Source organism: Streptomyces viridiviolaceus (assembly GCF_014650995.1).
GTDB classification, from domain to species: Bacteria; Actinomycetota; Actinomycetes; order Streptomycetales; family Streptomycetaceae; genus Streptomyces; species Streptomyces viridiviolaceus.
In genome coordinates, this window is the sequence record NZ_BMWA01000019.1 from 113907 (window position 1) to 126291 (window position 12385).

General features: G+C 69.4%; 12 protein-coding genes. 6 read left to right on the forward strand and 6 right to left on the reverse strand.

Going from position 1 to position 12385, the window contains the following annotated elements:
- Positions 1–27 precede the first annotated feature (27 nt).
- Genes IE260_RS26730 through IE260_RS26750 form a run of 5 tightly spaced genes read right to left on the reverse strand, consistent with a single transcriptional unit; the run spans position 28 to position 4859 of the window.
- Positions 28–948, reverse strand: a complete 921-nt coding sequence (locus IE260_RS26730; protein WP_189876189.1) for a type II secretion system F family protein — start codon at positions 946–948, stop codon at positions 28–30.
- Positions 945–1907 (reverse strand): type II secretion system F family protein, encoded by a 963-nt coding sequence (locus IE260_RS26735; RefSeq protein WP_189876309.1) that lies wholly within the window; start codon positions 1905–1907, stop codon positions 945–947. The genes IE260_RS26730 and IE260_RS26735 overlap by 4 nt, the downstream gene beginning before the upstream one ends.
- A 58-nt stretch (positions 1908–1965) precedes the next feature.
- Positions 1966–3273, reverse strand: a complete 1308-nt coding sequence (locus IE260_RS26740) for a TadA family conjugal transfer-associated ATPase (protein ID WP_189876191.1) — start codon at positions 3271–3273, stop codon at positions 1966–1968.
- Positions 3270–4118 carry a hypothetical protein gene (locus IE260_RS26745; protein WP_189876193.1) on the reverse strand — a complete coding sequence of 283 codons (849 nt, stop codon included), beginning with the start codon at positions 4116–4118 and terminating at the stop codon, positions 3270–3272. Before IE260_RS26745 ends, IE260_RS26740 begins: the two co-directional genes overlap by 4 nt.
- Positions 4119–4136: 18 nt before the next feature.
- A complete protein-coding gene (locus IE260_RS26750) occupies positions 4137–4859 on the reverse strand; it encodes a hypothetical protein (RefSeq protein WP_189876195.1) in 723 nt (240 codons plus the stop codon).
- A gap of 743 nt (positions 4860–5602) precedes the next feature.
- Between IE260_RS26750 and IE260_RS26755 the strand changes: the two genes are divergently transcribed.
- Complete coding sequence (locus IE260_RS26755) at positions 5603–6334, forward strand: hypothetical protein (protein ID WP_189876196.1); 732 nt, start codon at positions 5603–5605, stop codon at positions 6332–6334.
- Complete coding sequence (locus IE260_RS26760) at positions 6331–7278, forward strand: hypothetical protein (protein ID WP_189876198.1); 948 nt, start codon at positions 6331–6333, stop codon at positions 7276–7278. The genes IE260_RS26755 and IE260_RS26760 overlap by 4 nt, the downstream gene beginning before the upstream one ends.
- Before the next feature lie 29 nt (positions 7279–7307).
- On the opposite strand, the gene IE260_RS26765 is transcribed toward IE260_RS26760, so the two are convergent.
- Entirely contained in the window at positions 7308–7718 is a 411-nt protein-coding gene (locus IE260_RS26765) for a hypothetical protein (protein WP_189876200.1), read from the reverse strand.
- 828 nt (positions 7719–8546) lie between these two features.
- On the opposite strand from IE260_RS26765, the gene IE260_RS26770 reads away from it, so the two are divergent.
- From IE260_RS26770 to IE260_RS26785, 4 genes are all read left to right on the forward strand, one after another.
- Entirely contained in the window at positions 8547–9197 is a 651-nt protein-coding gene (locus IE260_RS26770) for a hypothetical protein (protein ID WP_189876202.1), read from the forward strand.
- A complete protein-coding gene (locus IE260_RS26775) occupies positions 9185–10228 on the forward strand; it encodes a hypothetical protein (protein ID WP_189876204.1) in 1044 nt (347 codons plus the stop codon). The genes IE260_RS26770 and IE260_RS26775 overlap by 13 nt, the downstream gene beginning before the upstream one ends.
- Before the next feature lie 492 nt (positions 10229–10720).
- Positions 10721–11020 carry a hypothetical protein gene (locus tag IE260_RS26780; RefSeq protein WP_189876206.1) on the forward strand — a complete coding sequence of 100 codons (300 nt, stop codon included), beginning with the start codon at positions 10721–10723 and terminating at the stop codon, positions 11018–11020.
- A 4-nt stretch (positions 11021–11024) separates the two neighbouring features.
- A complete protein-coding gene (locus IE260_RS26785) occupies positions 11025–12380 on the forward strand; it encodes a spectrin repeat-containing protein (protein WP_229881288.1) in 1356 nt (451 codons plus the stop codon).
- The last annotated feature ends 5 nt before the right edge of the window (positions 12381–12385 follow it).

Here is a 12385-nt window from a genome sequence, read left to right on the forward strand (position 1 = left end):
TCGTAGCTGGGGCAGCCGGTGACCGGGTCACACCTGGAACACCCGCATCGCCGCCGGATAGATCAGGAACACCAGGAACCCCGCGCACAGCAGCAGCTGGGCCACGAGCATCGACTGGGACTTCTCACCCGCGCTGCCCTCGATCTCGGCGAGTTCGCGGTGTCGCATGGTCTCGGCGCGGGAGGCGAGGGACTCGCGGACCTTCGCGCCGTCGTCCGCGACCAGGGCCAGGGATGCGGAGAGGTCCTTGAGTTCCTCGACGCCGAGCTCCTCGCCGAGCTGGCCGAGCGCCTGCCACTGGCTGAGGCCGGTGATGCGGGCGTCGGACAGGGCGTTGCGGATGCGCTGGGTCGCCCAGCCGTCGGAGACCTCCGCCGCCGCCATCAGGGCCTCCGGGAGACCCCGGCCGCCGGCCAGGCTCATCGAGACCAGGTCCAGGTAGGCGCCGATCACGCGCCGCAGGTCACGGCGCTTCTCGGCCGCGTCCCGCCGTACCTCCAGGTCGGGGAGGAAGAAGAAGACGACCGCGCAGAGCAGCGCGAGCCAGACCGGGATGATCGGGCTGCGCCCGACGCCCAGGGTCCAGACGATCGCGAACAGGAACGGGCCGAAGAACAGGCCGGCCACGCCCAGCAGGGCCTTCGTCGCCAGGAACTTCTCCCAGCTGCGGTCGAGCACCGCCAGGTCCGCGCGCAGCGAGCGCTGTTCCCAGCCCTGCTGCAGGTAGAACTCGGCGACGCGCGTACCGACCTGGGCGCGCAGTGAGCCGAACCGGCCCGTGTCCTTCGCGGTGCGGGCGGACTCGTACGCCGCCCCGCGCGCCCGCATCGCGTCGATCCGGGCGACCTGCTGGATCGCGCTCCGCCTGCTCGGCATCAGGGCGCGGACGAGGGCGTAGACGCCCAGGCCGATGACCGCGCCGACCAGCACCGGCATCGTCAGGTTCATCGCCGTGCCCCCTCTTCCTGCGACGGCAGCTGCTGTGCCTGTGGCGACTGCTGCGCGGACGGCGTACGGGGACGTACGAACTGCACCCCGGCCTCGTCCCGCACCAGGAAGCGTTCGGGCGTCTCGATGGTGGACAGCTTGCGCAGCCACCAGAAGCCCAGCGCGAACAGGCCGCAGACGCAGGCCAGGACGAGCTGGCCGACGGGTGAGCCGTACGGTTCGACGAAGTCCCGGTTGAAGATGGACAGGCCGAGGACGAACAGGACCGACACCGCCACGACGATCTGCACGGAGCGACGGGTCGAGGCTCGCTGCGCCATCACGCGCTGGCGCATGTCGACCTCCTCGCGCGCCGACTTGGCGAGCGCCCCGAGGACCTGGCGCAGACCCGGGCCGCGCAGCCGCGCGTTGAGGATCAGCGCGGCGACGATGATGTCGGCGGAGGCGTCGTCGATCTCGTCGGCGAGGTGCTGGAGCGCGTCGGGCAGCGGGGTGCGGGCGCGCAGCCGGTCGACCAGGGCGTCCAGGTGCGGGCGGAGGACGGGGGCGGCGGCGCGGGCCGAGGCCGGGATGGCCTGCTCCAGGCCGACCGCGCCGGCGATGGTGTCGCGCAGCGACTCCGTCCAGGAGGCGAGGGCCTCCACGCGGCGCATGGCGGCGCGTTCCTCGGCGGCGCCGCCGAAGAGGCGGTCCCAGAAGAAGACGAGGACGCCGGCCGCGATGCCCGCCACCGCCCAGCGTGTGAGGAGCAGTACGACGAGGCCGACGATGGCGGCCAGGGAGCCGCGCTGCCCTGCGAAGCGGATCAGTTCGTTGGCCCGCTCGCTGGCCTTCTGCTTCTCGTGCTCGGGCTTGGCGGGCAGACCGCGTACGGCGACGAGGAGCAGCGCGAGGCCGCCGCCGACGGCGACGCCGCTGGCGATCGAGTACAGGACCGTGGTGGAGAACAGGCCGCCCATGGAGCCGAGCGAGTCGAGTGCCGCGAGCGGCACGGCCGAGGTGTGCGTGGTCACTGTGTCACCCCCACGTTCCGTTGGGCCGGTAGCCGTGCGCGATCAGGTCCTCCAGGCAGGAGATGGGGGCGTGCGGCACGATCCGGCCGTCGGGGGCCTCGGCGAACACCTCGCTGGAGAGCACGCGCCCGTCGACTCCGTTGACCTCCCGGACGGAGGTGACCATGCGCTGGAGCCGGCCTCCGGTCTGGTAGTTGTTGCGCCGCTGGATGAAGACGACGAAGTTGACCGCGCCCGCCACCAGCATCTGGCTGGCCTCGATGGGCAGCCGCTCCGATGCCTGCAGCGCGTAGGTGGAGATGCGGTTGAAGACTTCGCTGGAGCTGTTGGCGTGGATCGTGGACAGCGAGCCGTCGTTGCCCTGGGACATCGCGTTCAGCATGGTCACGATCTCGTCGCCGAGCACCTCGCCGACGATGACGCGGGAGGGGTTCATGCGCAGGGAGCGGCGGACCAGCTCCGCCATGCTGATGGCGCCCTGCCCCTCGGAGTTCGGCAGCCTCTCCTCGAACGCCACGACGTTGGGGTGGAGTTCGGGGAAGGTGTCGAGCCCGAGCTCCAGTGCGCGCTCGACGGTGATGAGCCGCTCGTGCGGCGGGATCTCGTTGGCGAGGGCCCGCAGCAGGGTCGTCTTGCCGGCGTTGGTCGCCCCCGCGATCATGATGTTCTTCCGGGCGCGGACCGCGCAGGCCAGGAAGTGGCCCAGCTCGGGGGTGAGCGTGCCGTTGCCGACCAGGTCGGAGATGAAGACCTTGCCCATGCGGGCGCGGCGGATGGACAGCGCCGGGCGCCGGGCCACGTCCATGACCGCCGACAGACGCGAACCGTCCGGCAGCCTGAGGTCCAGCTGCGGGTTGGCGGAGTCGAAGGGGCGGGACGACAGACCCGAGTACGCGCCGAGCACCTGGATCAGCTCGATGAGCTCCTCGTCGGTGTCGGCGACCGCGTCGCCGCGCACCTCGCGTCCGTCGGAGTAGCCGACGAAGACGTGGTCGCAGCCGTTGATGTCGATGTTCTCGACCTCGGGGTCGTCGAGGAGCGGCTGCAGCCGTCCCACGCCGAACAGCGCGGCGTGCACGGCGGCGGCGTACTGCTCCTCGGTCTCCGCGTCGAGCGGCGTACGGCCGGCGTTGATCTCCGCCCGGGCGTACTCCTCCAGGATCTGGGCGATGACGGCACGCGCGTACTGCCGCTCGTCCTCCGTCGACATCGGGGTGACGCCGCTGGCCTGGTCGAGCCGGCGCTGCTCGGCGATGCGGTCGCCGGCCTCCTGCCGGAACCGCTTGACCAACGAGTGGTCGACAGCGGTCATCGGCCGGCCCCCGCATGGCCGTTCAGGTGCGGGTCGGCGGGTACGGACCAGGCGGCGCCGAACTGCTGGTAGAGGTCGGCGGTGACCTTGCGGGCGGACCGGATCAGCAGCGACTTCTCCAGTCGGCCGCGCTTGCGGCCCGCCAGCTGGTCGGCGCCGGCCGGGTCGTCGGCGAGCGTGCCGACGACGCGGGCGCCGGTCTGGGCGTGCACGAGCATGTCGTTGACCTGGCTCGCGAGCTTGCCGGCGTTGTTCGGGTCGGCGACCAGGACGACGCCGATCAGCGGGGTGGCGAGGCTAGCGGCACCGCGCGGGCCTCCGTGCAGCTTGGCGGACAGCGCGGCGGCCCGGTCCCGGACGCGGGCGATGGCCTCGGGCTCGGTACGGGAGACGAGCAGCACCAGGGCGGCGTGCGGGAACAGCTCCACGGCCGGGGTGTCCCCGCTGATGCGGCCGCAGTCGGCGATGACGTCGGCGGGCGCGTTCGGGGAGTCGGCGAGCGAGGAGAAGGCCCGGCCGAGGGTGGGCCACAGGCCCGCGAGGCCGGCGGCCTGCTCGGCGATGCCGAGTCCGACGAGGACCTCGAGCCCGCCGCTCAACGGCTGGACGTGGTCCCAGAGCTGGTCGGGCACGAGTCCGCGCCGCGCGGTGGCGGCGATGGACAGCATGCCGGTGTTGGGGTTGAGCGGCCCGCCGTGCGCCGCGGCGGACCGGTACACCAGGTCGCCGCCGGCCGGGTCGGTCTCGGCGAGCAGGACGCGGCGCGGCCAGACCGCCGCGAGGGCGACGGCCGCGGTGGTGACGCCGGGGGAACCCTTGTCGGCGGCGATAGCGATGAGCGCCATGGCTTCTGCGGTCGCCTTCTACTTGCCGGGGACGCGCACGACGGCGACCTCGCCGGCGGAGGCCGCGGAGGCGAGGGCTGCCGCGTCGGCCGCGTCGACGAGGAGCGTGAGCGACTTGCTGCCGGTGCTCACGGTGGAGTCGCTGTCGTTCGCGACCTTCTCGACCCGGGCGTCGTCGACGATGGCGCCGCCGGAGGAAGAGGACGAGGAGGCGTCGTTGTCGGAGTCGGAGGAGGAGCTGGAGCCGCTGGTGCCGACGCGGTAGGCGGCGACGACGTCACCGGACTTGATGCCCTCGGGGTACTGGCCCTCCTTGAGGGCGAGACCGACGGTGGCCTTGCCGGCGGGGAGCTGCTCCTCCTTGGCGAACATCTCGCCGACGGCGAGGGAGCCCCCGTAGATCGTGGACTTGGCCTTGTAGGTCTTGATGGTGTCCAGCTGCGACCACTCGACGTAGTTGATGCCGGAGTCGGCGGCGACCATCACCGAGGTCACGTTGTTGTCCGTGATCGCCTCGCCGGCCTGGATGTCCTCCGTCACCTTGACGACCTCGATCCGGTCCCCGGCGCGCAGCACGAGCATGGTCGCGCCCAGCGCGCCCACCAGGATCAGCAGCACCGCCAGCGCGGCCAGTGCGGGTTTGCGCTCGCGAGGAGGCGTGGGAAGCCGGTCACCGACCGACGGCTGAGCCGGAGTCGCGGAACGGCCCGCGCCCGCCCCCGTACGCTCTTGGATCTTCACGCAACCGCTCCCCGTACACCCAAGAAATGTCTGCCAAGTGCGCAGAATCATCTGCAAATTCGGACACTCCGCCCGAGCCTGTCCGACCTGGGCGAATAGGCTGCGTAGAGGCGAGTGTCAAGCCCTCGCACCGTATCAGCCGCACATAAGCCCCTCAAGGCACGGCCGTTGCCCCGAACCTCGGCCTGCTCACAGTTATCCATCTGCAATTCCACGACCCTGCCGCCCTGTTGGGCAGGGCGCCACAGCAGCGCCGGCCGACTGTGCGCATGCGAAGCCACGGTCGATGCGAACGGACGCCGTCCGCACGCTGTTCGTCACGGACTGGCCATCAGGCCTGCACGATTCACTCACGAAGCGCCGAACGGGGCGTGCCATGATCTTCGCTCGGATCGGTGACGGGGACGTACGGGGAAAGCACGGGGGCTCGTGGAACTTCTCCTGGTGAGTGGGACGGTGCCGGCCTCCCGTCCGGCTCGGTGCGCCGGCCCTCGCGGTGGGCGTTGTCCGGCCGTTTCGGGCCTCCGGCATGCCCGCGTCGGCCAGGAAGTCGATGTCGTCCTGCGCCTCCGCGGGTCTGCTCCTGGTCGTAGCCCTGGCGTATGCCAGGTGGGCGGCGCAGGCGGTGGGGAGAGCCCAGGTGCCGGAACTGGCACCCGTTCCCAGGAAGTCGCTCGACGAAAACGGCTGATCTACGCCCCCACCCCTCCACCGCACGACGCAGCACCCAAGGAGCCCTCTCCATGAAGCAAGCCCGCTCGGCCGCCGCCTCCGCCCTCGCCCTGCTGTCCCTCGCAGCGCTCACCGCGTGCGGTGGAGAGGCGGACTCGGACGCGACGGCCGACAGGCCGCAGGCGTCCGCCTCCACGGCGAAGGAGGTCACTCCGGCGCAGCGCCTTGCCGGGCTCATGGTCACGGCCGCCGACGTCGAGGGGTTCACGGTGCAGGAGCCGGACGACGAGTTCCTCTTCGCCGAGTCCGTGGAGGAGGTGAAGGTCGACGAGCAGCTTTGCGCGCCGCTGGCCCACGCCATGAACCAACTGCCCCTCGGTGACCCGGTGGCCGACCTCACCCGGGTGCTGTCGGAGGACGCGAAGGGGCCCGACAGCGCGCACACGTACGTCACGATCACCGCCTACGCGTCCGACGGCGAGGCGCAGTCCGCCGTGGCGGACGTCGAGAAGGCCGTGCGGTCCTGCGGCAGCGGCTTCACGGCGGAGGCGAGCGGCGGCACCAGCACGTACGACTCCGTGACGGCGGAGAAGGTCGCGCCGGCAGGCGACGAGTCGCTGGGCTTCTCGGCGACGATGACCTTCCGGAGTGCCTCGCACACCCTGCACACCGAGGTCGTGCGCAGCGGTGACGTCGTCGGCGTGTACTTCTCGGTCAACGGCATGGCCATCGCCAACGCGCGCCCCAGTGACGCGGAGTTGCCGGTCGCGGTGGTCGAGGCGCAGAACGCGAAGCTGAGGTGAGCCGTACGTCTGCCACCCGCTTGGAGGCGGACGCCGCGGCCTCCCGGGACAAGGCCCTGCGGATCGCGGCGGGCATCACCGGGATGGTGGGGTCACTCGCCCTCACCATCGCGCTGGTCACGTCACCGGAACGGTTCGGGCTGTCCTCCTCGTCGGCCCTCTTCGAACGCGTCCGGGAAACGGGCCGTGGTGGCGAGGCGTTCATCGTCACCTGGTTCCTCGTCGCCATGCCTCTGTCCGGCCTGCTGCAGACCCCGGTGGCGTGGCTGCGGCGGTTGAGGATCCGTGCGGGTTGGGTGTTGCTGGCCTCCCAGTGGCTGATCACCGTGCTGCTGGCGGCGGCCGCTTGGAGTGTCGAAGGTCTCTTCCCGGCTGCCGACAGCCCCGGAAAGAGTGATGGCCTGTTCGGCGCGGCTCTGCTCGTGGTGCTGGGCACTCCCCTCTTCGCCGTCTGCTCGGGCTCCGTCTTCCCGAGGGAGTCCGGTGCCGACGGCCTCACCGTCGCCGAGCGGATCCGCGCCCAGCTGGCCGGTACGGCCGTCCTCGTCTGCGGCTTCGGCGGAGCGTGCGCGGGCCTGCTGTGCGGCATGTCCTTCGGTTTCCCGGCGGCGGGCGCACCGGCGATGTTCTTGCCCGGCGGCCTGCTCTGGGGCTTCTGCGCGGGCATCACGCTGGGCACCCTGATCAGCGCGGCGCTCCAGCGGGCGCCGGAGAGCCGTCACGCGACGCTGACGGTCGCGGCCTCCTTCGCCCGCCTGGCGACGGCCCTGCTGGCCGCCTGCCTGTGCACCGCCCAACTGGGCTGGTTCCTACCCACAGGGATCATGGTGCCGGTGGGCTTGGTGGTGCCGTATCTCCTGTTGTGGCTGGCGGGCCGCTATGAACGCCTCGGCCACTGGGTGGAGTGGAGGACCGTCGAAGTGCCCAAGGGAGCGTTTACTTGACCAGGGGCCGACGTCCCAACGGCCCCTGGCTACTTCCCGATCGGCCCCCAGTCCCGCCGGGGCCGCGGCGGCTCGACCGGCTGCGGCACAGGCGCCTGCGCCACGCGCCGCATCCCCACACCGACGAGCAGACCGAGAGCGGACGGCACACCGAACACCAGCGCGAACCCGAGACTGAACCACCCGCTGCTGTCGCCTCGGGCCAGCGCCCGTACGCCCGTGACGACGAGCGCCACTCCGATCAGCACCCCCGGCAGGCACCACGGCCACGCATCGGGCTCCTCGACAGGGGTGTCACGCCGCCCCTCACAGAAGGCGGCGTACCAGAAACGGGCAGACCACCACACGAGGAGACACGAAGAGACGGCGCCCGCCGCGAGCCCGACCTTCCCCAGCAGGTCGACGCCGCGCAGGCCGATGGCCGCGCAGGTCAGGGACACGCTCAGAAGGAGCCAGGTGAGGAACAGGACAACACCAACAGCCAGCCGGTTACCGCGGCTTCCTCGGAGGGCACGAGGGGAGATGTAGACCATGCGATGACCCTATCGGCGCATCCGTCGGCACGGCGGAACGGAACTACCGCTGCCGAGCAGCGCGGCTCTTTCCCTTCCCCCTTCTTGCGCGGCTTCCGCAGCCTCTCCCGCTCCCGCGCCTGCCGCTCCGCGACGGCGCGCACGACGCCACCGATGGCAGAGCCGGCCGACCAGCCCCGTCCAGACGGCGTACGCGAGGAACGCGGTTCCGGTCCCGGGAATGTGCTCACCCGGGTGCGGTTCGTGAACCCGTACCCCGCGACCCCGACCCACCTCTGCACGCTGACCAGCCCCAGCACGCCCCCGTCCGCCCAGGACCCTCCAGGCAGCTCGAACAGCACCGGCGCGGACTCCCGCGCGAACCACCGCCCGACTCCGGCGACCGACAGGACCAGCACCCCGAAGCCGACAACGGCCGACAAGGGCTCGAGCCCGTCCCGCACTCCCGGACATGTCGCCTGCCACGGGGCCCCTCGGCTGTCAGTCGCACCTCGCGTATCCGGGGGCACCCTGACGAGCGCGACATCGCCGTAACCGTCCGAGGGGACACGGGCGTCAGCCGGATGTCCCGGGGCCACTCCCGCTTGAACACGATCAGGACACAGAGAGCCGCCGCGAGCGCCAATACACCCAAAATTGCCCTGATTCTTCAAGTAGTTCACTCTGGCGAAGCCGGGAACCCCACAGATACCGTCAGTACCCTCGACTGCATTTCTGTCTCACGGGGAGTTCACTGTGAAGCGCCGCACTTTGCCCGTTGCTGTCGCGCTGGCGGCATCCGCAGCACTGTTGCTGACCGCGTGCGGCGACGGGGAGGACAAGTCCGATGCGAACGACGCGATCGCAGGGGCGGAGACAGGCGGGGCGAAGCCGTCGGCCTCCTCCGAGACGGAGGGAGTAGTTGGCCGTCCCCGGATCACGCTTCCGGACGACCTCAAGGACACGTTCCAGGAGTGGAGGGCCGCGGACGACACCCAGGACGCGGTCCTCAAGGATGTCGCCCAACGCATTGACGCCACCAACTACGCCATCACCCAAGGGAACCCCGAGTTCTCGGCGCTGAGCTTCTACTACACCGGCACCGCCCTCGGCGAAGCGCAGGACTGGGTTCAGTCCATCGTCGGCGACGGCTACACGATCACGGGCGAGAACCGCTACTACAACGCCAAGGTCGACGTCTTCGACTCGGCCTCCGCGGGCGTCGTCTACTGCGAGGATCAGGGCAAGGCCTACGCCAAGGACCGCAAGTCGGGGAAGGTCTTCAAGACCGAGGTGACCGACAAGTCGTACGTCCTTTACACCACGCGCCTGGAGAAGAACGGGCAAGGCGTCTGGCAGACGACGAAGCTCACGTCGCAGAGGGGGCACGAATCATGCACTCCGTGACCATGCGCGGCCGATTCGCCGTGACCGGCCTGCTCGCCGGAGCTCTCGCTCTCGCCGTGCCCGGAACGGCATCCGCGGACTGGCCCCCCAGCAAGGGCACCCAGGGCGACACCCAACAGAGCGGCAGCTCCAGCGGCGGCACCCTCATCTCCAGGGTGACGTACTCGGGTTCTGTACGCCCCAGCGGCGGTGGCAATGCCGTGCAGCCCGTGTCCGACTGGACCCCGCCCGCCTGCTGGTACGAACCGCGTTCCGTCGCCGAGTTCAGTCGGCACGTCGAGACGATGTACAAGGAGACCGTCAACACTCCCGGCCAGCACAGCTACGCCAAGACCGCGGTCGGCCAGTACCGAGACATGTACAAGGACGGCGAGTACAAGGACTACAACAAGGAGAAGGCGGACGAAGGGGCTTGGTGGGTCGCCGTCCAGAACCCTGACCGCCTGGACGATCCCGCCAGCATGGAATGCGACAAGCTCCCCTTCTGGGTGGACAACAACGACGACCCCGGTGTGGAGCAGGCGGTTACACCCGAGATCCTCGCCGAAGCGGCCTACAACGCCATCCAGTTGCCCGAGACCCGCGTCACGCTCGCTCCGGAGAACGCCACCAAGGTCAACCTTCCCACTTGGGCCTGGCTGGACAAGTCCGAGTTCAAGGAGACGTCGGTCACGGCCTCCCTCAACGTTGCCGGCCTGAACATCCAGGCCACCACCACCGCCAAGCCCGTGTCCCTCAAACTGGAGCCCGGTACGCCGGACGCGGAGACGTACCCCGGGTCGGGTGAGTGCACGTTCGGCGAGGACGGGTCGATCGGGGAGCCGTACGCCAAGGGCAAGGCCGAGCGGACGCCGCCGTGCGGGCTCAAGTACCTGCGTTCCTCCAGCGGCGGAAGCTTCAAGCTGCAGGCGACCGTCACCTGGGAGATCACCTGGACAGGGACCGGCGGTGCCGGCGGGAAGCTGCCCGACGGAACCTTTGGGAACGACCAGGATGTGACTGTTCAGGAAATCCAGGCCGTCAACCGGTGATGAGACACGGGATCATGACCAAGGTCGCGCGGGATCGCCTCGGCCTTCAGGCAGAGTGTGCCGCCTGGTGCAGGATCACCAAGGCTCCCGAGCCGCCCGCCAGGGTTGCAGAGGGTCGCCGGTGGCGGACCATTGCAGCCTGCGTTCGTCCGGGTCGTGGCTGACGGTCATCACCGACGAGAAACGCAGCGAGATCCACGAGTACCTGATGCGACTGCCCCTCCTCCACAGCACCGACGCCCAACGCTCGCCAGTCCTCCCCGGTGACTGAGCGACGGCGACTGGACAGTACAGCGTTCTGAACCGTTGCCGATCGACACGGACAGGACACGACCAAACCGCCGAACACCGTACGTCCCACTTTGCCAGCACTCTCGGAGAAGTTCGCTTTGGCGAAACCGATAACCCCACCACTATCGTCAGCCGTCTTGGCCGACACTTTGTCCCACGGCGCACGCCTTAGCGTGATCAAACACGGGGGAAGGAAACTGCATGGGTGAGCCGGACCTGACGGTCGACTTCGACTTCCTCGCAGACTGCGAGCGCAAGCTCGGTCAGCTCAAGAAGACCTTCGAGGACATCGAGAACCGCCGGGACGACATGAAGGAGCACTGGGGCTCCAGTGCCGTCGCCGGGGCCATGGAGGACTTCGTCGACAACTGGGACGACTACCGCACCAGACTCATCGAGTCCATCGAATCGGTCGGGCAGCTGGTGGCCGGCAGCAAGAAGGCGTTCGAGGACCTCGACGACGAGCTGGCCAAGGCGAACAAGAAGAAGCAGAAGAAGTGACGCCATGACCCCGACATCCAAGCGCCGTCCGGTGGACTGGCAGCCGCTGTGCGAATCCGATCCCGTTCCCGGCGATCCGGAGGAGATCCGTGCCGAGGTCAAGCACATGATCTCGGTCGCCGAGAAACTCCGGGACCAGGCCAAGAACCTCAAGGCGATCAGCGACGAGGACACGCTCAAGGGCAAGTACGTCAAACGCCTGCGTGAGGAGTCCGGCACGCTGGAGAAGCACATGCGGGAGGTGGCCGGACGGTACGAGCGCGTGCACGGCCATCTGACCAAGTGGTCCAACGAGCTGGAGGACTTCCAGAGCGACGCCGACAAACTCCTGCGCCAGGCCAAGGAGAAGCAGGAGGAGGTCGAGGCCGACAAGGCCAAGAAGGCCGCCTCGGAGGACAAGGACGTCCCGCACGCGTCCCCCAGCGGTACCAGTCCCGCCGACGACCCCCTCCAGCCGTACCGAACCCGCCTGCACACCCTCACTGGCAACCGGAGCACTCGCGCCAACCACTACGCCGGGAAGATCCGCGACGAGATCGACGACGTGATCGAAGACTCATGGTGGGACGACGTCAAGGGCTGGGCCCATGACTATGCGGACGAGATCAAGGCTTTCATCGATGGTCTCGGCTGGGTCGCGACGGTGGCAGGCTTCCTGGCGCTCGCCATTCCCGGCTTGAACTTGCTCGTCCTCGGCATCGCGGCGCTCACGATCGGGCTCAGACTCCTGCTGGTGGCGTCCGGCGACGCCTCCTGGACGGATGTCATCTTCGACGTCGTGGGTGGACTGCTCGTCGTGGGTGGCCTCGGAGCCGCCGCGAAGCTCGCCAGCGGCGCCAAGGCCACCGTGGGTGCCGCCCAGGCCGCCCGGACCGCCGGCCTGAAGCAAGGACTCAGGGGCGTCAAGGGCATCCTGGACGACACGGGGCGGATGATGACCAAATTGCCGGAAGGCCCGGGGCGGCAGGCCCTCGGAGCGGCCCGTAACGCGATACGCAAGTCCATCTCCCAGAACGTCGGCTTGGTTACTAAGGGGCCGCTCAGGGTCAGCCCGTTGTCGACGCTGGTACACCTCGGCGACAAGGAGATGGCCGGCATGGCGAAGATGCTGCAGGCCAACAAGGCTGCCTTCCCGGCGGCCGCAGGAGCCGCGGCGGACAAGGCGTACAAGTCCTATCAGGTGGGCCTCGGCATCGCCTGGACCGGCATGGGGATGGACGTCATGGACAAGTCGCTGGGCAAGAGCGACCTGACAAGCTGGACGAAGGAAGAGTTCGGTACCGGCGAGAAGCCGTACAACGCGGCCTACTCGGACTGGAAGGACAACACCCTGAAGCCCGCCCCCGACACCCACTGGTGAGGATG

What these genes read in the sequence shown, in the direction of transcription:
- IE260_RS26780 (WP_189876206.1), top strand. Translation starts at nt 10,721, where the DNA reads ATGGGTGAGCCGGACCTGACGGTCGACTTCGACTTCCTCGCAGACTGC.
- IE260_RS26740 (WP_189876191.1), bottom strand. Translation starts at nt 3,273, where the DNA reads ATGACCGCTGTCGACCACTCGTTGGTCAAGCGGTTCCGGCAGGAGGCC.
- IE260_RS26745 (WP_189876193.1), bottom strand. Translation starts at nt 4,118, where the DNA reads ATGGCGCTCATCGCTATCGCCGCCGACAAGGGTTCCCCCGGCGTCACC.
- IE260_RS26775 (WP_189876204.1), top strand. Translation starts at nt 9,185, where the DNA reads ATGCACTCCGTGACCATGCGCGGCCGATTCGCCGTGACCGGCCTGCTC.
- IE260_RS26755 (WP_189876196.1), top strand. Translation starts at nt 5,603, where the DNA reads ATGAAGCAAGCCCGCTCGGCCGCCGCCTCCGCCCTCGCCCTGCTGTCC.
- IE260_RS26785 (WP_229881288.1), top strand. Translation starts at nt 11,025, where the DNA reads ATGACCCCGACATCCAAGCGCCGTCCGGTGGACTGGCAGCCGCTGTGC.
- IE260_RS26730 (WP_189876189.1), bottom strand. Translation starts at nt 948, where the DNA reads ATGAACCTGACGATGCCGGTGCTGGTCGGCGCGGTCATCGGCCTGGGC.
- IE260_RS26735 (WP_189876309.1), bottom strand. Translation starts at nt 1,907, where the DNA reads ATGGGCGGCCTGTTCTCCACCACGGTCCTGTACTCGATCGCCAGCGGC.